This window comes from Kaistella flava (ex Peng et al. 2021) (assembly GCF_015191005.1).
Taxonomy (GTDB): Bacteria; Bacteroidota; Bacteroidia; order Flavobacteriales; family Weeksellaceae; genus Kaistella; species Kaistella flava.
On sequence record NZ_CP040442.1, the window covers coordinates 897177 to 922076 of the forward strand.

Sequence of the window (24900 nt, forward strand, 5' to 3'; positions counted from 1 at the left end):
TGCGCTTAAAAATTCTTTGAATATACAGCCATATTGAATACGCAAACGTTATAAAACACTCACCGTTTTTTTATTTTTGTTAAAATAATTCAACTATTTTTGAAAGAAATAAATACCGATCTTTTCAAAGACTACCACTATTAAACTTACAAGTAAGACCAATGAATTATAAATCAATATCGTATATTTCAATCCTATCATTTTTAATTTTTTTTTCTTTTACTCTAAAATCACAGACCTATAAAACCAAAGAATTACCCAAACCATTTTACGAAGAATTTACAAAAAAGTTAAACGACTCTATTCCTTCTATTGGGTCATTTATTGTTTCTCAAAATGACCGTATTATTTATGAACACTATTTTCACGGTGCAAATAAAGAAACAGTTTTTAACGTAAAATCTGTTACCAAAAGTGTAACATCCATTTTAGCTGGAATCGCAAGAGATCAAGGAATGCTTGCAGATTTAAATACACCTGTTCTAAAAATCCTTCCCGAATATGATATTTCCCGAAGTCAATTTAAAAACATTTCAGATATTGAAGGAAAGATGCTTCACGATTCTATAAGGAAAACAGTAACCTTAAGACATTTAATGACCATGCAAGGTGGTTTCGACTTCACAGAAAACAGTCAACTTTCAAGAGCGATGGGCTTATCTTCAGATCCTGTGAAATTTGTTTTAGACTTACCTTTTGAAGAATATCCTGGCGATAAATTCAATTACAGCACTGGTGAAACTTATGTTTTTGGTGCTGCTCTTTCCCGATTGGTGAAATCTAATTTGAAAGAATTTGCTGACAAAAATTTATTCAATCCTTTATCTTTAAAAATTGAAAAATGGGATACGAACGTATTAGATCGAAATCTTGCTGGTTCTGAACTTTTCATGAAACCAAATGATATGCTAAAGTTTGGAACATTAATCCTCAATAAAGGGAAAATTGGAAACAACCAAATTGTATCTCAAAAATGGATTGAAGAAGCAACGGCTGAACAAGTTAAATTAGATTCTTGGGATGTCTTACCCAATGCAAATGGTTACGGTTATTATTGGTGGCGTAGAAAAACAAACGGACATCAAGCTTTTGTAGCAGTTGGTTACGGCGGACAAATTATTTGTATTATTCCCGATTTAAAAATGGTAATTACCGCAACTTGCTTTCTTGGAGAGAAAAATAGAGGGAGAATAGAACTTAAAAAACTTCACGGTTTTATTGACGAAATAACAAAATAAAAGAGAATAAGATTCCCCACAATCATTTGGCAAAGCAGGATTTGTGGAGCCGCAAAGGAATATTAAAAACAAAAAATGAACAATACCGATTTACAACAGCACGAATCCTATATGAGAATTTGTTTAGACCTTGCCAAAATTGCAAAGCAGCGAGGCGACAGTCCTGTTGGTTCAATCATCGTACAAAATGGAGTCATTATCGGGGAAGGAATTGAAGGTGGAAAAACGCATAAAGACATTACTTTTCATGCGGAAATCGAAGCGATACGGAATGCAACAAAAAAGATAGAAAAGCAGGATTTATCAGACTGCATCATGTACACCACGCACGAACCGTGCATTATGTGTTCATATGTAATTCGACATACCAAAATCCCGATCATCGTAACAGGAATAGCAACTGGAGAAATTGGTGGATTTAGTTCTAAACTGCCTTTGCTTTTAGACACCACCATTAAAAAATGGTCCACTCCTCCGATTTTAATAAAAGGAATATTGGAAAAGGAATGTGCAGCATTGCACAACTAAATTCTTCTACCAGCTGGAAAACAATTGAGCATCGGTAATTGAAAACATTGCTATAATCGATAGTCATCATTTCAACTGATGATCACCTACTCTATTTTTTTCTGCTAAATTTGTAAGATGTAATTTCACTTTAGGAATCACATTAGAAACCCTTTCTCTCCATTATTTAAATTCTAAAAACATGGAACATCAAGATAAAAACCAAGTCATTCTTTTAGCCGAAAGACCAGCCGGAATCCCTACAGAAAGCACCTTCGAATTAAAAGAAATCGGAATGCCCGAATTAAAAAAGGGTGAAGTATTTGTCAAACTTCTTTACGTTTCGGTAGATCCGGGAATGCGTGGATTTATGAATAAAGGAACCGACGATGCCATCGGATTAAAATTTGAAATAGGCTTTCCAATCACGAGCAGATCGGTTGCACAAGTTGTAGAAAGTAAAAGCGGTGAATTTGCGAAAGGCGATATCGTTAGTAGTCGTTTACCATGGCAAATCTACCAAACCATCGATGCTAAAAAAGTAGAGAAAGTAGATCCTACTTTAGGTTCAATTTCTACGGCAGTCGGTGTTTTAGGAGTTCCCGGACTTGCTGCTTATTTTGGTCTTGAAAAAATCGGAGAAATAAAAAAAGGACAAACCGTTGTAGTTTCTGGTGCAGCAGGTGGCGTTGGAAGTATCGCAGTACAAATCGCCAAAATAAAAGGTTGCCGAGTAATCGGAATCGCAGGATCTGAAAAGAAAATCGAATATCTGGAAAAAGAAATTGGTATTGATGTCGGCATCAATTATAAAAAAACCGATGATTTAGCGAAAGCGATCTCCGAGGCTTGTCCAAATGGTGTCGATATATTTTTCGACAATGTTGGTGGGAAAACATTCGATGCGGTTTTGGGTTCGATTAACAAACATGCGCGTTTGGTTATTTGCGGTGAGATTTCCGATTACAATGAAAATCATCCGCCACAAGGACCGCGACCTCATCATATTCTGATTCAAAAAAGCGCCAGAATGGAAGGTTATGTTGTCTTCGATTTTATGGATGAATTTGAAAGTGCCAAAAAGGAAATTTCGCAATGGCTCAAAAGTGGCGAATTAAAATACAGAGAAAACCTCATCGAAGGATTTGAAAATATTCCTGCTGCATTTATCGGTTTATTTAAGGGTGAAAATATCGGCAAACAAATGGTGAAAGTTTCTGATGTAACCTCATCATAATATCCCAAACCAAATTTTCTAAACTTACTTTTACAAAATTTCCTTTTGATCTTTTTCCTAAAAAAATAATCAGGAAAATTTCTTTACATGATGCAGTAAAATAGCAACGCTATGTTGCATTTCAGATTCGTCTAAATGTCCGAAACCAAGGCGCATTGCGCTTAACTGCCGATTTTGATACAACAAGGTTTTAGGAATAAACAGATTATCTTTGGCACAACCATTACTTAATTGCAGAAGATTGATGGGCAACTGCCATTCTCCCCAAACTGCCAAACCTCCTGATGGTTTTTTAAACTGCAAATAGCCTTCAAAGTTGTTCTCTAAAAGTGCTGTAAAAGTATCTCTGCGCTGATGGTAAACTTTTATTGATTTTTTTAGATGCCGATGGATTTCACCTTCCTCAATCATTTCTCCCAAAACCTGCTCCATCAAGACATCTCCCTGTCGGTCAATAATTCCTAAATACTTTCGCATTTCATCCATCAAATTTTCCGGAGCCACGATAAAACCCGTTCTGAAGCCGGGTGCAAGAGATTTACCAAACGAACCAACATAAATAACCATTCCGTTGGTATCTGCACTTGCCAAAGGTAGTACCGCGCTTTTATCATAATGAAAATCATAATCGTAATCATCTTCCAAAATCACAAATCCGAATTCATTCGCCAAATCCAAAAGTTCAATTCTGCGTTGTGCGCTCAATGTAACTGTTGTAGGATAATGATGATGTGGTGTAAGATATAGCATTCTCACACTATGTTTTCTGCACAAATCCCGAACGGCATCAACTTGAATCCCTTCGTTATCAATAGGAACCTGAAGAATTCGAGCACCTGATTTCTGAAAAATCATATTCACAGAAAAATAACTCAATGAAGCCACAACCACAATGTCATCAACAGCCAGTAAAATTTCAGAAATAATATAAACACTCATTTCCGTACTTCTGGTAATAAGCACATTGTTTTTAGAAATATGCAGTCCTCGGGATAAGTTGAGAAAATTAGAAAGGTTTTCTTTAAAGTATTCGCTTCCGTCCTGATTGTAATAACCCAGTTTACGCCGATTGCTTTTGCGTTTCATACTCGAACTGTACAAGCGGGATAAATGATCAACTTGTGTCAGTCTTATATCTGGCGTTCCATCATTAAAAACATATTCACATTTTGAGTGTTCAAAAGGATTATCCAGCAAACTTGACTTTTTAAAAGAATAACCGGTATTTCCTGGATAAGTGGCTAGCTTATTTTGTAAAAAAGGTTGAAAACGATTGGGTTTACTGTCTTTTCTACTCAAAACAAATGTTCCCTTATTAGGTCGGGTTTCTACCCAACCTTGAGCATCCAGTTCATCATAAACTGCTACGATAGTTTTGCGGTGTACTTCCACAATTTCACTTAACACCCGTGTTCCAGGTAATTTTGTTCCTTCTATAAGATATCCTCGTTGAATAGCATTGATGAGTTGATTGGCAATTTGCATGTAAACGGCAGTAGCCGATTCACGATCGATATGTACAAAACTTTGATAAGGAATTAAAACCGGACTACCCATAATACGAAAAGTGGCACCATTTGATTGACCGGAAAGATACTACTTTTGGCAAAATAAAAAAATAAGATGTACAATTTACTTCAACAACTTGTAAATAATAATGAATTGCATGCAAAATGGTTAAATACCTTATCCTTTATGGAAAATGCTGGTGCGAGGAAAATCTCTTTATGTGAGCATCCAACAAAAGTTAATATCATCCAACTTAAACATGCAGCAGAAGAACACCGACACGCGTATTATTTAAAAAAGCAAATTGGCAAAATCAATTTTCAAATTTGTTCGAGCTATGATAATCGTGAACTCCTCGCTGCTAAAGCAACCCGTTACTATTTACATCAATTAGATATTCAAACCTGTCGCTATCTGAAAGAAAATTTTCAATTATCAGGAGAGGAATTGAAATATGCGGCCTATCTGTTTGTGACCTATGCGATTGAAGTACGTGCCGATGAACTGTATCCTCAATACCAGCAAGTGCTTACTGAAAAAGGACATAAAGTAATGGTGAAATCAATCATACTGGAAGAAGAAGGACATCTTGAAGAAATGATTCAGCAACTGAAAAACTTTCATACGGATTGGGAAAAGTATGCTGTTGCTATTCTGACTTTAGAACACAAACTTTTTGATAACTGGATTATTTGTATTGAAAAAGAGATTAGCAATGCTTAACACCTTATCAAAACTTAAAGACAGTTTAGAAAAGCGAAATAAGGAAAATGTATTAAGATCGTTAAATCCAGAAAAACAAGGGATTGATTTTTATTCAAATGATTATTTGGGATTGGCACAAAATGCAACATTTCAGGAAATCCTTTTAAAAGAAATCAATCAACAACCTCATCTTTTAAAAGGTGCGACAGGATCAAGATTAATCAGTGGTAATTCGAATTTCACGATGGAAGTTGAAGCTTATATAGCAAATAAGCACAAAGTAGAAAGTGCCTTACTTTTACCTTCGGGCTTTGTCGCAAATGTCGCTTTATTTTCGGCCATACCTCAACGTGGAGATATCGTTTTGATGGATGAATTCATTCACAGATCAGTGCGTGACGGCCTAAGATTGTCCAATGCAAAAAGATCAAAATTTGCACATAATGATTTAGACCATTTAGAAAAATTATTAAAAGAGGCAAAAGGAAACTGTTTTATAGCGGTTGAAAGTTTGTATTCCATGGAAGGTGATTTCGCTCCTTTAGAAAAACTGACAGAACTTGCTGAACGATACAATGCGTTTTTAATTGTTGATGAAGCACACGCATTCGGAGTTTTCGGATATGGATTAGTTGCTCAAAAAAACTTACATAAAAAAGTATTTGCCACCGTTGTAACCTACGGAAAAGGTATGGGAATGCACGGAGCAGCGATATTGGGAAATCAAACAATGATCTCATATCTCGTTAATTTTTCTTCTCCGGTTATTTATACGACAGGTAGCAATGATTTTCATGCGATGAGTATCAAAAAGGGATATCAATTTCTGGAAAACAATTCAAATTTGAGCCAAAAGCTACAGGAAAACATCAGTGAATTTAGAAAGATCAATCTGCCTACACTATCGGATGTTCAAAGTCCTATTCAGATTTTACCAATGCGAAATATTTCATCAGCAAAAAAATTACAACAACATTTAGAAAATAAAGGATTTTTAACTTTTGCGGCTGTAGCTCCAACCGTAAAGGAAGGTGAAGAACGATTGCGGATTTGCCTGCATTCTTTTAATTCAAAAGAAGAAATTAATCAGTTAACCACTATTATCAAGGAATTTATTTAACACAGATAATAGAATAAAAACTTTTGTGTCTTTTGTGGTTTAAAAAGAAATCAGACAATTACTTAAAACATGAACACTCCAAAAAAATTATTTGTAACCGGAATCGGTACTGGAATCGGCAAAACGATTTGTTCCGCTATACTCGTTGAATATTTAAAAGCAGATTACTGGAAACCCATTCAATCTGGAGATTTAGACCAAACAGACAGTATGCTTGTTCAAAGTCTTGTCAATAATAAAATTACAATCCATCCCGAAAGACACCGTTTTAAACTGGCAGCTTCACCGCATAAATCAGCTGCCCAAGAAAACATCTCCATACATCTGGAAGACTTTGAATTACCAGAAACTGAAAATCATCTGATTGTAGAAGGAGCCGGTGGATTGTGGGTTCCGCTTTCCGATGAGGTTTTCATGCTGGATCTTATCAAAAAATTAAAGTTACCGGTAGTTCTGGTCGCTAAAGATTATTTGGGATGCATCAATCATACTTTATTATCGATCGAAAGCTTACGAAAAAATTCTATACCAATCGCTTATTTCATTTTTAATGGAACTTTTGATGAAGACACTTTTCGCGTCATTAAAAAATATCTTGATGAAGACACACAAATTTTACATATTCCAAATTTAAAAACAATCGAACCCAACACCATTCGAGAAATCGCTAACAAATTAAAAAACATCTAACGACATGCAAACAACAAAACAATTGAGACACGACTGGACCAAAGAAGAAATTATTAGCATTTACCATCAACCCTTATTAGAACTGGTTTACCAAGCTGCAACGATCCATCGGGAATGGCATAAACCTTCGGAAATCCAAGTCTGCACCTTACTTTCTGTAAAAACAGGTGGATGTCCCGAAGATTGTTCCTACTGCGGCCAGGCAGCGCGATATCACACCGACATTAAAGTACAGGCACTTTTACCAACAGAAACCGTGATTGCACATGCGCAAAAAGCAAAAGACGGAGGATCTTCCCGTTTCTGTATGGCGGCAGCTTGGCGTGAAGTACGTAACAACAGAGATTTTGACCGCATCATTGACATGGTAAAAGGCGTAAATGATTTAGGTCTTGAAGTATGTTGTACTCTGGGAATGCTTACTGAAGAGCAAGCTTTGAGATTACAGGAAGCTGGACTTTATGCCTATAATCACAATTTAGATACTTCGGAAGAATATTACGATGAAATTATTTCTACCCGAAAATTTGACAATCGCATCAATACCATCAACAACGTAAGAAAAGCAGGAATCACTGTTTGTTCTGGTGGAATTATCGGTTTAGGTGAAACACATATTGACCGAATTTCAATGTTGTTGACTTTGGCTACAATGCCCAAACATCCGGAATCCGTTCCTGTAAATGCACTGGCAAGAGTAAAAGGAACACCTCTTGAAGATCTTCCAAAAGTGGCTATTTGGGATATGGTAAGAATGATTGCTACTGCACGAATTATTATGCCGGCTTCAGTAGTCCGTTTAAGTGCCGGAAGAATTGAAATGTCAGAAGAAGAACAAGCTTGGTGTTTTATGGCTGGAGCCAATTCTATTTTTACGGGAGAACGCGAAACCTTACTGGTTACTCCAAATCCTGGTCTTTCAGAAGATATGGCAATGTTTAACAATTTGGGATTAAAACCGATGATTAAAGAAAAAGAATCTGCATGCACAACAATTTAAAAGAAAGAGACAAAGCAGTAAACTGGCATCCTTATACCCAAATGAAAACTGCCACTGACATCATTCCGATCGTTAGAGGTCAAGGCGCTTATCTTTTTGACGACAAGGGAAATCGATACATCGATGCAGTTTCTTCCTGGTGGGTTACGCTTCACGGACACGCTCATCCTTATATTGCACAAAGAGTTTCTGAACAGTTGCATGTTCTGGAGCAGGTAATTTTTGCAGGTTTTACGCATGGACCTGCCGTACAACTTTCTGAAAATCTATTAAAGTTATTGCCCGAAAACCAAAATAAAGTTTTCTATACTGACAATGGCTCTACCGCAATTGAAGTCGCCTTAAAAATGTGTATTCAATACGCCCATAATCAAGGTTTAAAAAAGAACAAGATTTTAGCGTTTAACAATTCTTATCATGGCGATACCTTTGGTGCAATGTCAGTCAGCAGTCGTAGTGTTTGGACGCAGCCTTTTGGCGAAATGCTTTTTGAAGTTATTTTTATCGATGTCCCTACACAAGACAATCTTCCGGAAATAAAGAAAATCATTGACGAACACCTGGATCAGTTGGCTTGTTTTGTTTATGAACCTCTTGTACAAGGAGCGGCTGGAATGTTAATGCACGAACCTGAAGATTTGAGTGCCTTAATGACTTACTGCCGTTCAAAGAATCTTCTAATGATTCAGGATGAAATTTTTGTAGGCTTCGGCCGAACTGGAAAATTGTTTGCAACAGATTATTTAACGGAAAAACCAGATATCATGTGCTTCTCAAAAGGATTAACTGGTGGCACTTTTCCGTTGGGAATTACAACTTGTTCAAATGCTATTTTTGATTCTTTTTATTCCGATGATGCGTACAAAACCTTATTTCACGGACATTCTTTTACCGCAAATCCTTTAGCCTGCACCGCTGCATTAGCCAGTATGGAATTGCTTTTAAGAAAAGAAACCCAGGAAGACATCCAGCGAATTTGCAATGAGCATGAACTATTTGCAAAAGAAATATCTGCACATCCCAACATAAAAAATGTCCGACAACGTGGCACTATTCTGGCCCTGGAGCTACAGATTATCCAAGAAACTTCTTATTTCAACAAACAGCATGAACGACTCTATCCGTATTTTTTAAGTCAGGGGATTATATTACGGCCATTGGGGAATATTCTCTATTTGGTCCCTCCCTACTGTATTTCAACAGCTGATTTAAGATACATTTATCAAACCATCATAAAGGCATTGGACTTATAAAAATCAAAAAGCTATCGATTTCCCGGTAGCTTTTTTTGAATTAAATCGTTTTATATTTCATTTCGGTGGAAGATAGATTTTGCCGAAACCAAAAATTCCTATGCTGGTTTATATAAAATTTCCTTTTGATCTTTTTTAATGTAAAGGTTCCAATAAGCTTCAGCGATTAAATCGGGATCGAAAAAGGTTCCTGCTTTTACAACACCTCCGATCGTAACGGTTGCGACATGAATACCAAACGGCGACAATTCATCTGCTAAAGTGAAGGTAAGATTTCGCAACCCCGCTTTACTTATTGAAGCAGAAGCTCTGGATGGAACTGGATTTAAAGCCAACATACCACCTGTAAATAAAATGGTTCCTTTCTTACGTTCCATCATTTGAGGGATGACTTGCTGAGCACTTATCAAAGCACCTGCAACATTGGCTTTGAAATCGTTCAGTAATTCATTCTGAGTTAAAACAGAAGGATTATTGATTGAATTAGCGCCTGCATTATATATTAAAACATCCGGATTTCCGTAGGTTGAATTAATTTGATTGAAAGCCGAAATGATAGATTCCGGGACTGAAGCATCAGCGATAATTCCGTGGGCTTCAATATTTTTCTTCTGAAGTTCAGCAATCTGCAAGTCCAAAGATTCCTGTTTTCTTGAAATAAGAATGACCTTAAATCCGTTGGTTCCAAATTTTCTTGCGACACCTGCACTTACTCCTAGCCCGGCTCCTACGATTACTAATAATGATTTGTTTTCCATGATTTTATTCTTTTAAAATAATTCCATTACAAAGTTAATTCATTCAAAACCATCTCAATTCAAAATGCAGAAAAGATAGAGCATTTATGACCTTTAGTAAATATTTAAAATTGAAGTTTTTAATCGCAAATCGAAGATTCACTGACTCCTTAAAAAAAAATCAATAAACAATGGAAGTAAAAGTGACAAAAGATAAACTCGAAAAAAGGCTTTCAAAAGAATGCAAAAAAAAACAATTATTCCATAAACCTTTTGCAATCTTTTTTAGGTAGTTTGTAAAAATAAAACTTTTGTGCCTTTTGTGGTTAAAAGAAATACAACACATTCAGAATCAGATAATATGCAAATTCTCCCTTTTGCTTTCCTTTATTTCTTAACTTTGAAAGGAACAAAATAACCCGTGGATTTTCATTAGAAATTTTATAGGGTAAGATATTAAGGTTTTTATCTTCTTATAAAAATCATTAATAAAGGAAATGATCACTCGTTTTTATAACGCTACTACTTTAAATAAAACCTTTCCAGTTATTCAGAAAAATAATTTTCATGTTTTCATTTAAGCAATGTTATTAATTCGTTGTCTTCTAAATTTTAAATAGTTCACCAATAAAACATCAATATTATGGAAAAAGATATTTTTCAAGTTAAAAGAAATCTGCAAACCAAAGAGGGGAATTTTAATTATTACAGCCTTCCTGAATTACAAAGTCAAGGATACAAAATTGATCAATTGCCTTTTTCGATTCGGATTCTTTTAGAAAATACATTGCGTAATTACGATGGTTTTTCGATCACCAAAGAAAATATTGAAACACTATTAAATTGGACACCTAAAGGTTCAGACAAAGATATTCCGTTTAAACCAGCCCGGGTTTTAATGCAGGATTTCACCGGAGTTCCGGCGGTTGTAGATATTGCGGCACTTCGTGCTGAGGTGGCGAGAAAAGGAAAAGATCCAGATACCATCAATCCGCTGGTTCCTGTTGATTTGATTATTGATCACTCGGTTCAAGTCGATTATTTCGGCACTGAAGAATCCTATTCCCGCAATATGGATGAAGAATACAAACGAAATAAAGAGCGCTACCAGTTTCTAAAATGGGCACAGAATTCTTTTGATAATTTTAGTGTCGTTCCACCGGGAATGGGTATTTGCCATCAAATCAATCTGGAATATCTTTCCAAAGGCGTCATCGAAAGAAATGGCGAAGTCTTTCCGGACAGTTTGGTGGGAACAGACAGTCACACGCCGATGGTTAATGGTATTGGCGTCGTTGCCTGGGGAGTTGGAGGTATCGAAGCCGAAGCCGCGATCCTTGGACAACCACTCTATTTTATTATGCCAGAAGTCATTGGTTTAAAACTGACTGGAAAACTTCCTTTAGGTTCTACCGCCACCGATTTGGTATTAACAATTGCCAATCTGCTAAGGAAATTTGGCGTCGTCGGAAAGTTTGTAGAAGTATTTGGTCCCGGTTTATCCAACCTTTCTGTTCCAGATCGGGCGACGATTGGAAATATGTCACCGGAATTTGGCTGCACCATTACCTATTTCCCTATTGATGATAAAACGTTGGAGTATATGCGAAAAAGCAACCGCTCCGAAACCCAGATTAATTTGGTAGAAACGTATTGTAAAACCAATATGCTTTGGCGGGAGAATGAAGATAAAATAACTTATACTTCTGTACTAGAACTGGACCTTTCAACCATTGAACCGACTGTGGCAGGCCCAAAACGTCCGCAGGATAAAATACTTTTAAAGGATTTTAAAAATACATTTATCGATTTACTTCATACTTCTTTTAACCGAAAATATATTCATCCTGAAGATCGGGAAAGTGAATCCTCAATTACCCGTTTTGATAATGAAGGTGGTGATTTACCGGTTCCAAAAGCCGGACAAAAACCGATGAATGCAGAAATAGAAGCCAAGGATAAAGATGGAATGAAAACCGTCTGGATTACCCGAGGTGATGAAAAGTTCATGCTTTCAGACGGTGCTGTAGCTATAGCCGCCATCACTTCCTGTACCAATACTTCCAATCCATTTGTGATGATTGGTGCAGGATTAGTCGCCAGAAAAGCCAGAGAACATGGCATTGATGTAAAACCCTGGGTGAAAACTTCGCTCGCACCGGGATCAAAAGTGGTGACCGATTATCTCGAAAAAGCAGATTTGATGAAAGATCTGGAAGCTCTTGATTTCCATTTGGTTGGCTATGGCTGTACGTCGTGTATCGGAAATTCAGGACCTCTTTCTCCAAAAATCTCACAAGCCGTAGACGATTATAATTTGATTGTTTCCTCGGTATTATCAGGAAACCGAAATTTTGAAGCCAGAATTCATCCACAGGTAAAAATGAATTTTCTAATGTCGCCAATGTTGGTCGTTGCTTATGCAATTGCTGGTCGCGTTGATATCGATTTAACTACAGAACCTATCAGTTATGATTCTAATCAGGAACCGGTTTATCTGAAAGATATCTGGCCAACTGATGATGAAATAAATGAAATATTAAACCGAGTTTTATCTCCAACCGATTTTGCAAAAAACTATGATGAAATTTTTGATGGCAATGAAATCTGGAGAAACCTCGAAGTTCCGACAGGCAAATTGTATGAATGGGACAAAGACTCCACTTATATTAAAGAAATCCCTTTCTTTCACAATCTTCCAATAGAGACTGAACCTTTACAGGATATTGAAAATGCCAGAGCTTTATTGGTTTTGGGAGATAGCGTAACAACCGATCATATTTCTCCGGCAGGTGCGTTCAGCGAAACTTCTGCAGCGGGTAAATACCTTTTAAGCAAAGGTGTAAAAAAAGAAAACTTTAATTCCTACGGATCCCGACGTGGAAATGATGAGGTGATGGTTCGTGGAACTTTTGCCAACGTGAGGATCAAAAATAAATTAGCCAAAAAAGAAGGTGGCTTCACTTCTTATTTACCGACTGGGGAAGAAATGACCGTTTATGATGCTTCGGTAAAATACAAAGAAACGCAAACGCCTTTATTAGTTTTGGCCGGAAAAGAATATGGCAGCGGATCTTCCCGAGACTGGGCAGCAAAAGGCACTTTCCTATTAGGAATAAAAGCAGTGTTGGCAGAAAGTTACGAGCGTATCCACCGAAGCAATTTAGTCGGATTAGGTGTATTACCTCTGCAATATAAAGAAGGTGACACGGCAGAAAAACTAGGACTTACCGGGAAAGAAATCTTTTCTATTACAGGAATTGAAACCGATATCAAACCTTTAAAAGAAATTGAGATTACAGCCAAAAATGAAAATGGTAGCGAAATTAAATTTATGGTTATCGCCCGTTTAGATTCTCTAATTGAAATTGAATATTACAGAAATGGCGGAATCTTACAATATGTATTACGCCAGTTTTTAGAAAAATAAAAATTTTCAACCGCAAAAGAGGCAAAAGAAAAATGCATAAAAGCAGTTATTCAAAAGGATGCAAAAAGTAAAACTTAGATTCTATAAAACTTTTGTGCCTTTTGTGGTTTTCAAAAAATTAGACAATTTATATCATTAACCAAAATAGTATATCATGGAAAATCAAGATTTATATCCAGTAACCACCAACGAGTTGTTAGATAAAAAAGCGGCATTAGCCCCAAAAAATGTTGAAGCCTGGCGCAACTTCAGCAAAACAGTATTTGAAGCAGGCGCTTTGGATGAAAAAACAAAACAACTCATTGCCGTTGCGGTTGCACACGTCACCCAATGTCCATATTGTATAAGATCCCATTCTAAACAGGCGATGCGAAAAGGTGCTTCTAAAGAAGAAATTATGGAAGCGATTTGGGTCGCGGCAGAAATGCGTGCCGGAGCGGCTTATGCGCATGCTACTATTGCAATGGATGAAATGGAGAATACTAAAACTCACTGACAAATTCACTTTTAGTAAAACATTAAATATAGAGAGACTGATTATAATGTTCTTTTAAAGATCAATAACATTTTATCATGAACCTTCAAAAAGTTGATCCACGACCTATTCCAAAATTATATCCGTTTACAAACGGATATTTTTTATATATTTGATAAACAAATGATTACTATGCAAAACTGTCTGGAATGTGGTGAAAAAATTATCGGAAGAAGCGATAAAAAATTCTGCAATGACGGCTGCAGAAATGCCTACAATAATAAGCACAACAAAGATTCATCGAATCTGATGCGCAACATTAATAATAGATTGCGCAAAAATCATCGTATTCTTTCTGAACAGAAATTCATTGAAGGAAAAGCCAAAACCACTCGAAATAAGTTAATTTCTGAAGGTTTCGATTTCGAATATTTCACCAGTTTAATTGTTTATAAAAATGGGGCAGAATATCGTTTTCTTTATGATATTGGATATAAATTATTAGAGGATGATTGGATATTGCTCGTAAGGAAGGAATAATTTATCTTTGAGCATATTTTATTTAATGAAACAAACTCTACTTTTCTTATTTCTATTTTCTTTTTCAACTACTCTATTTAGTCAAAAATCCAAAAACAATTCTAATGCCTTTTTTTATGAAAATAAAGGTCAGATTGTTGATCAGGATGGCAAAGAAAATTCTAAAGTGAAATACCTTTTGAATATTGGGGGCTTAAATGTTCAACTTAAAAACGAGGGTTTTTCTTATGACGTTTATGACGTTAGAAAAACTTTAATTAAAAGAAAAAAAAGGAAGGAAGATAATCTTTCAGTAAAAGATAAACAGCGACCAGAATATGATTTAAAATTTCAGTTTCATCGTGTTGATATTAATTTTGTTGGTGCGAATAGAAATTCACAGATCATTGCAGAAGGCAAATCAGAAGATTATGATAATTATTACAATCTTCCTAATAAGCCAGAAGGGGTCGAAAATGTTCACCGTTTTGAAAAGGTTACTTACAAAAATCTCTATTCTAATATCGATTTGGTTTTCTTTAAACCTAAAGATACTTTGAAACCGGTGGAATATAATTTCATTGTAAATCCTGGCGGAAAAATATCTGATATCCAATTAAAATTCAGTGGCGCCAAAACTAAACTGAAAGACGGAAAACTTTCCATGAACCTTCGTTTTGGAGAAATGCAGGAAAATATTCCGCATTCGTGGGAAGAAGAAGGAATTGCTAAAAACACAATTTCTGTTCAGTTTAAAGATTTAGGAAATCAAACATTTGGTTTTGCTTCAGAGAAAAACATTTCTGATAAAGTGGTCGTTATTGATCCCGTTCCGACCAGAATTTGGGGAAGTTATTTTGGTGGAAATGGCGAGGATTATGGCTTCATAAAAGCTGATAAAAATAATAATATTTATGTTTTTGGAACTACTGGAAGTGTTAACAATATCGCTACAACTGGAAGCTATCAAAGTAATTTGGCAGGAGGTAGAGATGCATTCATTTCAAAAATAAGTAAAGATGGCCAGCGATTTTGGGGAACTTACTATGGAAAACCTTATTTTGATATCACAGGATCTGTTGATTTTGATGACCAGTTTAATGTTTACACCGCTATTGTATCTCAAAAACCAAATCCCCGATATCCAGGAAATTATTATTATTGGCACCAAAAACTCGTTTTACTAAAACTAAATCCGAATGGTATTTTAATATTTAATAAAGAAATTGGTAGTGAAACAGGCAATCCATCTTATAACGCATATGGAGATGAAACAGAAATTAATGACGTTAAAGTATTTAACAATAAAGTTTATTTTACCGGTTACACCAGGATTGATGGATTTGGAACACCAGGAACTTTTCAGGCGAATTTAAATTCAGGACAATCTGGTTTTCTATCAAAATTCGATGCAGTGACAGGAGATTTAGATTACTTCACCTATATCGGCGGAATCGGTTCGACTTCTTTTTATACTATTTTCAATGCAGACTCTACAGGTATTGAAATTTTAGGAACAACCAGCACACTCAATTTTCCTATGGTTGATGCTTTTCAAGTTTTAAACAATCAAGGAAGTAACGGCAGTAATGGTCTGTACGTAAAGTTTTCAGAAGCGGGAAATTTAGTAAAGTCGAGCTATATCGGTGCAAATGAATACTACTATTTTTTAAGTGCTCAAAGATTTGGTGATGAAGTAATGTTTGGAGCTCGAATGCAAACGAAAAATAAATTTTGCTACTATCTTGTTGACACCTCATTAAAGATCATTAAAGATTACAAGGAAGTAACTGTTTTTAATAATGATGGAGATATTTATATTGACCGTCAGCGAAATATTTTCACTTCAGGTCGAGCAAGTCCAAACGATTCATGGGTAAACCAAGTCACTACATCTGGTGCTTACATGCCCAAAATCGGACAATACATTTCTGCTTTTTTCACGAAGTACGATTCTAATTTTCAAAAAATTTGGTCGACATTTTACCAGGGTGATGGTGGAACCCAAATAGGAATGATCATAAAAGATTATGCCGACAATCTTTATTTTTCGGGAATGTCATCTAACAATAAAACAGGTATCGCAACTCCGGGCACTTTTCAACAAGTTGGCGGTCATCCTTCGAATGATATCTTCATCGCAAAGTTTGCAGACTGTGCTTCCAATGTTACAGTATCTTTTGTTCCGACTTGTATTAATCAAAACCTTCAACTGAATGCTTCGGGAGGAACGAGCTACGAATGGTTTGGCCCCAACGGTTTTACTTCGACTTTACAAAATCCTATCAGAGTGAATGCACAGGCGAGTGATTCGGGTGAGTACTTTGTTCGGATTACAGGCGGGCAATCTTGCGGTGGAATATTTTCAGTAATTGTCAACATAGGAAGTCCGACTTTACCGAATTTAGATATTCCGAATTTACCCAATATCACTGCTTTCTGTAAGATAACAGTAACTGCAATTCCGACCGCAACAACTGGTTGTGGAACAAAAATTAATGCGACTACTACAGATCCGCTTTCGTATAATACTCCTGGAAATTACATTATTCACTGGAATTATGATGATGGAAATGGACATACGCTGAATCAAAACCAAAATGTAATTGTTCAGGGAGTTGCACTGCCAACTGCCAATGCTACTCAAAATTTCTGTTTAATTGATGCTCCGAAAATTTCAGACATTATAATTTACGGAACAGATATACAATGGTATGATGTAAATAATAATTTACTAAATCCAAATACCATTTTAGTCAATGGAAAAGAATATTTTGCAACTCAAACTTTGAGTGCATGTGAAAGTGCAAAACAGAAAGTTTTAGTTAACGTTAACAATCCAAATCCGCCAACTGGAAATGCAACTCAGGATTTCTGTTCCGCTCAAAATCCTACAATTTCAAATATTATCCTTATTGAACAAAATGTAAAATGGTACGACGGAATTGGAACTCTTTTACCACTAACTACTCCACTCGTTGATGGCAAAACTTATTATGCCACACAAACGGTAAATGGTTGTGAAAGCACTCAAAAAATTGCTGTAAAAGTTATCGTTACCAATGGCGGAATTCCGGCAAAAGATTTCCCTTGGTCATTTTGTAATGATACCATAGGAAATACTAAAACTGATAATCTTAACAATTACAAAGGAAATTTAATTACAAATCCAACGAATTATATTTTTGAATTTTTCGATGCTAATAATCAAGTTATTCCAAATCCGGCAAACGTTGATTTGAATTATGGTTCTAATTTATTTAATGTAAAAATCTCTAATTCATTAGGTTGTTTCAACTTTGTGAAATTGAATTTAACGCTGAATCCAAAACCGATTTTAAATCTTCGGCTAAACGAAGAATTCTGCAATGGTCAAACAGCAAAATTAGATGCAGGAAGTGGTTTTGATTCCTATGAATGGACGAAAGATAATTCTCCAACAGTCATTTCAAAAAAGCAAATTTTGATCGTTTCAGAAGCAGGGAAATATTCAATTAAAGTCAAAAATAGTTTTTGTGAAAATACGGCATCGGTAACCGTCACCCAATCAATCATTGCAACGATTGTTGGAATTCAGATTGTGAACAATACCGCAACCGTTCAAATGTCGAATTCTGGTGATTTCGAATATTCGCTGGACAATCTTAAATGGCAGGATTCTAATGTATTCAAAAACTTATCGAATGGGAATTTTACCGTTTTTGTTAAAACTAAATTGGGTTGTATTATCGGCTCAATGAACCTTACTATTTTTAGTATTCCTAATGCTTTCAGCCCGGATGCAGATGGAATAAACGATACCTGGAAAATCGATGGCATCGAAAATTATCCAAACTCTGAAATTCAGGTTTTCGACCGTTTCGGAACTTTAGTTTTACAGAAAATAACCAACGGAACGTTCGAATGGGATGGATTTTCTAACTCACGCGTTCTCCCAACAGGAAATTATTGGTATGTCATAAAAGTATCTGATGGACGATTATTAAACGGCTGGGTTTTAATTAAAAATAGAAATTAATTAGAAATAAGTCCATCATCAATCTGATCAGTAACAACTATTCAGTGAATTCATTCTGTTAATTTTTGACCTTATATTTTATGAAAAATCTGTTTCTTTTCTTTATATTAGCATTTGATATTTAACATATGATTCCAGAATTCTTTTCTGAGATGCCGGCTTTGCAACAAGCGTTCTGGTATCTCGCTTTTTTCGCCAGTTTAATCTTTATTTTTCAAACCATTTTGACTTTTTTAGGCACCGATGCTTCTGCTGATTTAGATGCAGACTTCAATGGTGATTTTCATAATGTAGAAGCTCCTTTTGAACTGTTTTCTTTTCGAAACTTAATCAATTTCTTATTAGGATTTGGTTGGACAGGCGTTGCTTTTTATGGCAAAATGAACGAGGCATTTTTAGTAATAATCGCTTTTATAGTCGGAATTATTTTCGTCGGCATCTTCTTTTTCATTATTAAACAAATTCTAAAATTACAGGAAGACAATACCTTTAATCTGAATAATACTTTAGGAAAAACGGCTCAGGTTTATATTAATATCCCTGCTAATAAATCAGGTTCCGGAAAAGTACAATTGAGCGTTAATGGAAGTTTCCATGAATTAGAAGCATTTACGGAAGAGGATGAAAAAATCAGTTCAGGAGAAACGGTGCGAGTTGTGAGAATTGAAAATCAAGTTTTATTTGTAGAAAAAATTTAAAAAAATAGTATTTAATGGAAGGATTTATTCTTATTGGCATTGGTTCATTCGTCGTGTTTGTTACCATTCTTGCTCTAGTTTCGAGGTACAAAAGGTGTCCCTCAGATAAAATTTTAGTGGTTTATGGTAAAACCGGCGGACAGTCTGCAAAATGTATTCACGGTGGTGGTGCTTTTATTTGGCCGGTCATTCAGGATTATGCTTATCTTGATCTTAAGCCAATTTCTATTGAAGCCAATTTAACCAACGCCCTTTCGAAACAAAATATTAGAGTTGACGTTCCATGTCGATTTACGATTGCGATTTCTACAGAACCGGATTCTATGGGAAATGCTGCGGAAAGACTTTTGGGCTTAAGTACAGAACAAATTCAGGAACTTTCTAAAGATATCCTTTTCGGACAATTGCGTTTGGTAGTTGCGATGATGACGATTGAAGAAATTAATTCTGACAGAGATAAATTTCTTGAAAATATTTCTAAAAACGTTGATAATGAATTAAAGAAAATCGGTTTAAAATTGATCAACGTCAACGTTACCGATATTAAAGATGAATCTGGATATATTGAAGCTTTAGGAAAAGAAGCTGCGGCGAAAGCAATTAACGAAGCGAAAATTTCTGTTGCTGAACAGGAAAAAATCGGGGAAACCGGAAAAGCAATGGCCGATAGAGAACGCGATACTCAGATTGCCGAAACGCATAGAGATCGTGATGTGAAAATTGCCATTACTCAAAAAGACCGGGAAGTAAGTATTGCTTCTGCCGGAAAAGACGAAAGTATTGGAAAAGCAGTGGCGGAAAAAGAAGCCAGAATTGCAACTTCCGAAGCGAATTCATTAGCTGTAAAAGGAGAAAACGAAGCAAAAATTACCATCGCACAGTCAGATGCATTGCGTCGTGAAAAAGAAGCAGAAGCAATGAAAATTGCAACGACTGCCGAAAAAGTACAGGCTGCAAAAGCTTTGGAAGAATCTTATGTTGCTGAACAGAAAGCTGAAAAAGCCAGAGCAGAAAGAGAGCGCGCTACCCAAAATGCAAATATTGTTATTCACGCCGAAATTGCAAAACAAAAGCAAATCATCGAAGCTGAAGCCGACGCCGAAAAAATCCGTTTAAATGCAAAAGGTGAAGCTGATGCGATCTTCGCAAAAATGGAAGCTGAAGCAAAAGGTTTATTTGAAATCTTAACCAAGCAAGCCGAAGGTTACGACCGTATTATTAAAGCTGCAGGTGGCGACACGAATAGTGCGTTCCAATTGCTATTGATTGAGAAATTACCAGAATTGGTAAAAACACAGGTTGAAGCGGTGAAGAATATTAAGATCGATAAAATCACCGTTTGGGATGGTGGAAATAATACAGAAGGAAATACTTCTACTGCGAATTTTGTTTCTGGAATGATGAAATCTGTTCCGCCTTTGAATGATTTATTTAATATGGCTGGTTTGAATTTACCGACTTATCTTAAAGGGGAAGAACCAAAGGAGGCAACGATCATTAAAGAAAAAACTAAAGTGGTTTATCCACAGAAACCGAAAGAAGAACCTGAAATTAAAAAAGATGATTCTTCTGAAGAACCTTCTTAATAAATGACCAAAAAGAGCAGAAATTTCTGCTCTTTTTTATTTTGACTTAAAACCATTTCTATATCTGAAAGCTTTGATTATAATTGATGGTTAATAGTATTTATCAAGTTTTTCATTTTGGTCATCAATCTAGAATAATTTATATTTGAGCATATTTATTTTAATGAAAAAACTCTTTATATTTTCTTTCCTTTTTACTTTGAGTACTACTCTATTTTCCCAAAATCAAAAATCAGGTTCTGACTATTTTTTCTACGAAAACAAAGGACAAATTGTTGATCAAAAAGGCAAAGAAAATTCTGCTGTCCAATATCTTTTTCATTCAAACGGTCTTAATGTTCAACTTAAAAATGGGGGATTTTCCTATGATGTTTATGAAGTCAAGAAAACTTTAATAAAGAAAAATAAGCACCATAAGAATTCAATTTCAAACCGAGAAAAAACGCTCCTGATTATGATTTAAATTATCAATTTCACCGAGTTGATATTGATTTTATAAATGGAAATAAAAATCCAGAAATCATTGCAGAAGGGGAATCCAAGGATTACGAGAATTATTATAATATTCCAGGAAAGCCAAATGGTGTTACGAACGTTCGTCGTTACAAAAAGTTAACTTATAAGAATCTTTACCCCAATATTGATCTTGTTTTCTTTAAACCAAATGACAGTTTAAAACCGATTGAATATAATTTCATCGTTAATCCTGGTGGAAGAATTTCTGATATACAATTAAAATTCAAGGGAGCAAAAACCCAATTGAAAAACGGTAAAATATCGATGAATTTACGTTTTGGGGAAATGCAGGAAAATATTCCACATTCTTGGGAAGAGGAAGGATTAAACAAAAATCCAATTGAGATTGGATTTAGAAATCTCGGAAATGAAACATTCGGTTTTACATCAGCCAAAGATATATCTGACAAAGTGGTCGTAATTGATCCGGTTCCGAATAGAATGTGGTCAAGTTACTACGGTGGTGATTCTACCGATTACGTTAGCGAAATTGTTACTGATAAGCTTGGGAATGTGTGTATTACCGGCAATACATTTAGTACTACTAACATTGCTACAGCGGGTGGATTTATTACCTCAGTTTATATGCCAAGTAACCTAGATTCTTACGTTATGAAGATGGACTCCAATGGTTTTAAACTTTGGGGAACTTATACAAATGGATCAGTTGCTGATATTAATATTGACAGTTACAATAATGTTATATCGACAGGAAACGTCTATTTTCTTAGTCATATTGGTACTCCTGGAACTCACAAACCCAATCACAATAATTATAATCATGATGCTTACATTTTAAAATTAAACCCAAATGGAATTAGAGAATGGGGAACTTTTTATGGTGGTCCCGGTGAAGAATATATTTATGGATCTTCAATAGATATAAATGATAACGTCATTATTGTTGGTTATACAGAAAGTTCTACGGAAATAGCAAGTGCTTCTGCGCATCAACAAAACAGAAGTGGCTACTCAAAAGATGGTTTCATTGCAAAGATTAATACTTTCGGACAAAGAGTTTGGGGAACCTATTATGGAGGTAGTGGAGAAGATATACTAAAGGACTGTGCTCTAGATGAAGCAGGTAATATTTATATCATTGGAGAAACTTCAAGCAATGATAATATGATTTTTGGCATCCCGTATAAAGCGCTGAAAGATGGACCAATTGATGCGGTTTTAGCCCTTTTCAGCCAATCTGGCGACATCATTTTCGGAACATATTATGGAGGAGAAAATAACGAATATTTTACTAAAATTGATTATGCTGATCAAAAAGTAATTATTTCTGGAAACTCAAACAGTACCACAAAATTATCGACTCCAAATGCTCCTTACCCAACTCCAGTTGTCGGTTCGAATTCCCTGGGATCTATATTTTCCTTATTTGACAAAAACGGACAGCTTTTGATGGGCAGCTATTTTTACAATAAAATTACTGATTGCGGATTTGACTTTGATGGAAATATTTTGATCGCAGGTTCAACAACAACAGATGGATTGGCAACGCCAAATTCTTTTCAACCTCTTCGATACAATTATTCAGAAGATGCTTTTGCCATTAAATATGACGTGAATAATTACAGTAAAATTTGGGGAACCTATTTCGGAGGCGACAGTTTTGAAGTTGAAACAGCTTTACATGTTGATAAAATTTTAAAAAATATTTATTTAGGGGGAAGAACCTATAGTTCTATAAACATCGCATCACCAAACGCTTATCAAAAAAACAAATACAACACTTGGGAAGATGGTTATGTTGTCAAATTCAATTATTGCCAAAATAATGTTTCTGCTTCTGCCAATTCAAATATTTGTCCAGGGTCTGAAATCAAATTGTTGGCGACCGGCGGAACTTCTTATTCCTGGACCGGACCAAATGGATTTACATCTTCGTTACCTAATCCTATAATTACGAATGCAAGTTCTATACATGACGGAATATATATCTGCGCTATTTCAGGAACTGGCGATTGTGATGGATCTTATTCTGTAACCGTAAAAGTTGAAGATATTACTGCACCAATTCCGAATGTTACTAATCTGCCAACAATCACCGGAAATTGTAAAACAGTTATAACTACTTTTCCTACCGCGTTTGATAATTGTACTGGAAATATTGTGGGAACAACTGCAGATCCAATGCAATATTCGTTACCGGGAAATTATGTTATTCACTGGATTTATAAAGATGGAAATGGAAATAGTTCTACCCAAGACCAAAATGTTATCATTACAAGTGAACCTTTGCCAACTGCTAATTCAGTTCAGGATTTCTGTTTAATTGATAATCCTAAAATTTCAACTATTCAAATTACAGGAACTTCCGTAAAATGGTACGATGCAGCCGGAACTCTTTTAAATAGAAATACGCCGTTAGTCAATGGAACAAAATATTTTGCCACCCAAACTTTAAATGGTTGTGAAAGTGCTCAAAAAGAAATTTTAGTTAACGTCAATGATCCAAATGCTCCAACAGGAAATGCAACTCAGGATTTCTGCTCGGCGCAAAATCCTACAATTTCAAATATTATCCTTATTGAACAAAATGTAAAATGGTACAACGGAATTGGAACTCTTTTACCACGAACTACACCACTTGTTGATGGTGAAACGTATTATTCAACTCAGACGGTAAATGGTTGTGAAAGTACTCAGAAAACTGCTGTAACCGTTTCAATTACCAATGGCGGAATTCCGGCAATAGATTTTCCTTGGTCATTTTGTAATGATACCATAGGAAATACTAAAACTGATAATCTTAACAATTACAAAGGAAATTTAATTACAAATTCAACGAATTATATTTTTGAATTTTTCGATGCGAACAATCAAGTTATTCCAAATCCTGCAAACGTCAATTTAAATATTGGTTCTAATTTATTTAACGTAAAAATCTCTAATTCATTGGGGTGTTTCAACTTTGTGAAATTGAATTTAACGCTGAATCCAAAACCGATTTTAAATCTTCCGTTAAACAAAGAATTTTGTAATGGTCAAACGGTAACATTAGATGCAGGAAGTGGTTTTGATTCCTATGAATGGACCAAAGATGATTCTCCAACGGTCATTTCAAAAAAGCAAATTTTGGTCGTTTCAGAAGCAGGGAAATATTCAATTAAAGTCAAAAATAGTTTTTGTGAAAATACGGCGTCGGTAAATGTGACCCAATCTGTGATTGCGAACATCGTGGGAATTCAAATTATTAATAATACCGCAGCGGTTCAAATGTCTGCTGCTGGTGATTTTGAATACTCTTTGGATAATATAACCTGGCAGAATTTAAATATATTTAAAAACCTTTCCAATGGAAATTTTACCGTTTTTGTTAAAACTAAATCAGGTTGTATTATTGGCTCAATGAACTTTAGCATCTTCAGTATTCCAAATGCTTTCAGTCCGGATGCAGATGGAATAAACGATACCTGGAAAATCGATGGCATCGAAAATTATCCAAACTCTGAAATTCAGGTTTTCGACCGTTTCGGAACTCTGGTCTTCCAGAAAATCACCAACGGAACTTTCGAATGGGACGGATTCTCCAACTCACGAGTTCTACCAACAGGAAATTATTGGTACGTCATAAAAGTATCTGACGGAAGATTATTAAACGGTTGGGTTTTAATTAAAAATAGAAATTAAACAAAAGATTCTTTCGAAGA

At 35.5% G+C, this 24900-nt stretch carries 18 protein-coding genes; 16 read left to right on the forward strand and 2 right to left on the reverse strand.

The annotated features are described in order from the left end of the window. The first annotated feature begins 161 nt into the window (after positions 1-161). The 3 genes from Q73A0000_RS04045 to Q73A0000_RS04055 all read left to right on the forward strand — a co-directional run bounded on the left by Q73A0000_RS04045 (position 162) and on the right by Q73A0000_RS04055 (position 2982). A complete protein-coding gene (locus Q73A0000_RS04045) occupies positions 162-1238 on the forward strand; it encodes a serine hydrolase domain-containing protein (RefSeq protein ID WP_193812804.1) in 1077 nt (358 codons plus the stop codon). A gap of 75 nt (positions 1239-1313) precedes the next feature. After that, positions 1314-1766 (forward strand): nucleoside deaminase, encoded by a 453-nt coding sequence (locus Q73A0000_RS04050; protein WP_193812805.1) that lies wholly within the window; start codon positions 1314-1316, stop codon positions 1764-1766. 181 nt (positions 1767-1947) lie between these two features. Next, entirely contained in the window at positions 1948-2982 is a 1035-nt protein-coding gene (locus Q73A0000_RS04055) for an NADP-dependent oxidoreductase (protein ID WP_193812806.1), read from the forward strand. A gap of 69 nt (positions 2983-3051) precedes the next feature. On the opposite strand, the gene Q73A0000_RS04060 is transcribed toward Q73A0000_RS04055, so the two are convergent. After that, the gene (locus Q73A0000_RS04060) at positions 3052-4539 is read right to left on the reverse strand and encodes a PLP-dependent aminotransferase family protein (RefSeq protein WP_193812807.1); all 1488 of its coding nucleotides are present in this window, start codon (positions 4537-4539) and stop codon (positions 3052-3054) included. 66 nt (positions 4540-4605) lie between these two features. On the opposite strand from Q73A0000_RS04060, the gene Q73A0000_RS04065 reads away from it, so the two are divergent. From Q73A0000_RS04065 to bioA, 5 genes are all read left to right on the forward strand, one after another. Then, positions 4606-5214, forward strand: coding sequence for a hypothetical protein (locus Q73A0000_RS04065; protein ID WP_193812808.1), 609 nt, complete (start codon positions 4606-4608; stop codon positions 5212-5214). Further along, entirely contained in the window at positions 5207-6316 is a 1110-nt protein-coding gene (locus Q73A0000_RS04070) for an aminotransferase class I/II-fold pyridoxal phosphate-dependent enzyme (RefSeq protein ID WP_193812809.1), read from the forward strand. Before Q73A0000_RS04065 ends, Q73A0000_RS04070 begins: the two co-directional genes overlap by 8 nt. Before the next feature lie 69 nt (positions 6317-6385). Continuing rightward, the gene (gene bioD, locus Q73A0000_RS04075) at positions 6386-7006 is read left to right on the forward strand and encodes a dethiobiotin synthase (RefSeq protein WP_193812810.1); all 621 of its coding nucleotides are present in this window, start codon (positions 6386-6388) and stop codon (positions 7004-7006) included. 4 nt (positions 7007-7010) lie between these two features. Continuing rightward, the gene (gene bioB / locus Q73A0000_RS04080) at positions 7011-8006 is read left to right on the forward strand and encodes a biotin synthase BioB (RefSeq protein ID WP_193812811.1); all 996 of its coding nucleotides are present in this window, start codon (positions 7011-7013) and stop codon (positions 8004-8006) included. Continuing rightward, positions 7991-9259, forward strand: a complete 1269-nt coding sequence (gene bioA / locus Q73A0000_RS04085; RefSeq protein WP_193812812.1) for an adenosylmethionine--8-amino-7-oxononanoate transaminase — start codon at positions 7991-7993, stop codon at positions 9257-9259. Before bioB ends, bioA begins: the two co-directional genes overlap by 16 nt. Positions 9260-9357: 98 nt before the next feature. On the opposite strand, the gene Q73A0000_RS04090 is transcribed toward bioA, so the two are convergent. Next, the gene (locus Q73A0000_RS04090; protein ID WP_193812813.1) at positions 9358-10017 is read right to left on the reverse strand and encodes an SDR family NAD(P)-dependent oxidoreductase; all 660 of its coding nucleotides are present in this window, start codon (positions 10015-10017) and stop codon (positions 9358-9360) included. A 622-nt stretch (positions 10018-10639) separates the two neighbouring features. On the opposite strand from Q73A0000_RS04090, the gene acnA reads away from it, so the two are divergent. The 8 genes from acnA (at position 10640) to Q73A0000_RS04130 (ending at position 24880) form a co-directional block, all read left to right on the forward strand. Continuing rightward, on the forward strand, positions 10640-13426 hold the full coding sequence (gene acnA / locus Q73A0000_RS04095) for an aconitate hydratase AcnA (RefSeq protein WP_193812814.1): 2787 nt from the start codon (positions 10640-10642) through the stop codon (positions 13424-13426). 154 nt (positions 13427-13580) lie between these two features. Continuing rightward, positions 13581-13922 carry a carboxymuconolactone decarboxylase family protein gene (locus tag Q73A0000_RS04100; protein WP_193812815.1) on the forward strand — a complete coding sequence of 114 codons (342 nt, stop codon included), beginning with the start codon at positions 13581-13583 and terminating at the stop codon, positions 13920-13922. 171 nt (positions 13923-14093) lie between these two features. After that, the gene (locus Q73A0000_RS04105) at positions 14094-14441 is read left to right on the forward strand and encodes a hypothetical protein (protein ID WP_193813646.1); all 348 of its coding nucleotides are present in this window, start codon (positions 14094-14096) and stop codon (positions 14439-14441) included. Positions 14442-14466: 25 nt separating this feature from the next. Next, positions 14467-18438 carry a T9SS type B sorting domain-containing protein gene (locus Q73A0000_RS04110; RefSeq protein ID WP_193812816.1) on the forward strand — a complete coding sequence of 1324 codons (3972 nt, stop codon included), beginning with the start codon at positions 14467-14469 and terminating at the stop codon, positions 18436-18438. 128 nt (positions 18439-18566) lie between these two features. Then, positions 18567-19136, forward strand: coding sequence for an NfeD family protein (locus tag Q73A0000_RS04115; RefSeq protein ID WP_193812817.1), 570 nt, complete (start codon positions 18567-18569; stop codon positions 19134-19136). A gap of 14 nt (positions 19137-19150) precedes the next feature. Continuing rightward, positions 19151-20722, forward strand: a complete 1572-nt coding sequence (locus Q73A0000_RS04120; protein ID WP_193812818.1) for a flotillin family protein — start codon at positions 19151-19153, stop codon at positions 20720-20722. 163 nt (positions 20723-20885) lie between these two features. After that, positions 20886-21185: a hypothetical protein gene (locus Q73A0000_RS04125; protein WP_193812819.1), complete on the forward strand. Its 300-nt coding sequence runs from the start codon at positions 20886-20888 to the stop codon at positions 21183-21185. A 317-nt stretch (positions 21186-21502) separates the two neighbouring features. Next, complete coding sequence (locus Q73A0000_RS04130; protein WP_193812820.1) at positions 21503-24880, forward strand: T9SS type B sorting domain-containing protein; 3378 nt, start codon at positions 21503-21505, stop codon at positions 24878-24880. The last annotated feature ends 20 nt before the right edge of the window (positions 24881-24900 follow it).

What these genes read in the sequence shown, in the direction of transcription:
- Q73A0000_RS04045 (WP_193812804.1), top strand. Translation starts at nt 162, where the DNA reads ATGAATTATAAATCAATATCGTATATTTCAATCCTATCATTTTTAATT.
- Q73A0000_RS04050 (WP_193812805.1), top strand. Translation starts at nt 1,314, where the DNA reads ATGAACAATACCGATTTACAACAGCACGAATCCTATATGAGAATTTGT.
- Q73A0000_RS04055 (WP_193812806.1), top strand. Translation starts at nt 1,948, where the DNA reads ATGGAACATCAAGATAAAAACCAAGTCATTCTTTTAGCCGAAAGACCA.
- Q73A0000_RS04060 (WP_193812807.1), bottom strand. Translation starts at nt 4,539, where the DNA reads ATGGGTAGTCCGGTTTTAATTCCTTATCAAAGTTTTGTACATATCGAT.
- Q73A0000_RS04065 (WP_193812808.1), top strand. Translation starts at nt 4,606, where the DNA reads ATGTACAATTTACTTCAACAACTTGTAAATAATAATGAATTGCATGCA.
- Q73A0000_RS04070 (WP_193812809.1), top strand. Translation starts at nt 5,207, where the DNA reads ATGCTTAACACCTTATCAAAACTTAAAGACAGTTTAGAAAAGCGAAAT.
- bioD (WP_193812810.1), top strand. Translation starts at nt 6,386, where the DNA reads ATGAACACTCCAAAAAAATTATTTGTAACCGGAATCGGTACTGGAATC.
- bioB (WP_193812811.1), top strand. Translation starts at nt 7,011, where the DNA reads ATGCAAACAACAAAACAATTGAGACACGACTGGACCAAAGAAGAAATT.
- bioA (WP_193812812.1), top strand. Translation starts at nt 7,991, where the DNA reads ATGCACAACAATTTAAAAGAAAGAGACAAAGCAGTAAACTGGCATCCT.
- Q73A0000_RS04090 (WP_193812813.1), bottom strand. Translation starts at nt 10,017, where the DNA reads ATGGAAAACAAATCATTATTAGTAATCGTAGGAGCCGGGCTAGGAGTA.
- acnA (WP_193812814.1), top strand. Translation starts at nt 10,640, where the DNA reads ATGGAAAAAGATATTTTTCAAGTTAAAAGAAATCTGCAAACCAAAGAG.
- Q73A0000_RS04100 (WP_193812815.1), top strand. Translation starts at nt 13,581, where the DNA reads ATGGAAAATCAAGATTTATATCCAGTAACCACCAACGAGTTGTTAGAT.
- Q73A0000_RS04105 (WP_193813646.1), top strand. Translation starts at nt 14,094, where the DNA reads ATGCAAAACTGTCTGGAATGTGGTGAAAAAATTATCGGAAGAAGCGAT.
- Q73A0000_RS04110 (WP_193812816.1), top strand. Translation starts at nt 14,467, where the DNA reads ATGAAACAAACTCTACTTTTCTTATTTCTATTTTCTTTTTCAACTACT.
- Q73A0000_RS04115 (WP_193812817.1), top strand. Translation starts at nt 18,567, where the DNA reads ATGATTCCAGAATTCTTTTCTGAGATGCCGGCTTTGCAACAAGCGTTC.
- Q73A0000_RS04120 (WP_193812818.1), top strand. Translation starts at nt 19,151, where the DNA reads ATGGAAGGATTTATTCTTATTGGCATTGGTTCATTCGTCGTGTTTGTT.
- Q73A0000_RS04125 (WP_193812819.1), top strand. Translation starts at nt 20,886, where the DNA reads ATGAAAAAACTCTTTATATTTTCTTTCCTTTTTACTTTGAGTACTACT.
- Q73A0000_RS04130 (WP_193812820.1), top strand. Translation starts at nt 21,503, where the DNA reads ATGAATTTACGTTTTGGGGAAATGCAGGAAAATATTCCACATTCTTGG.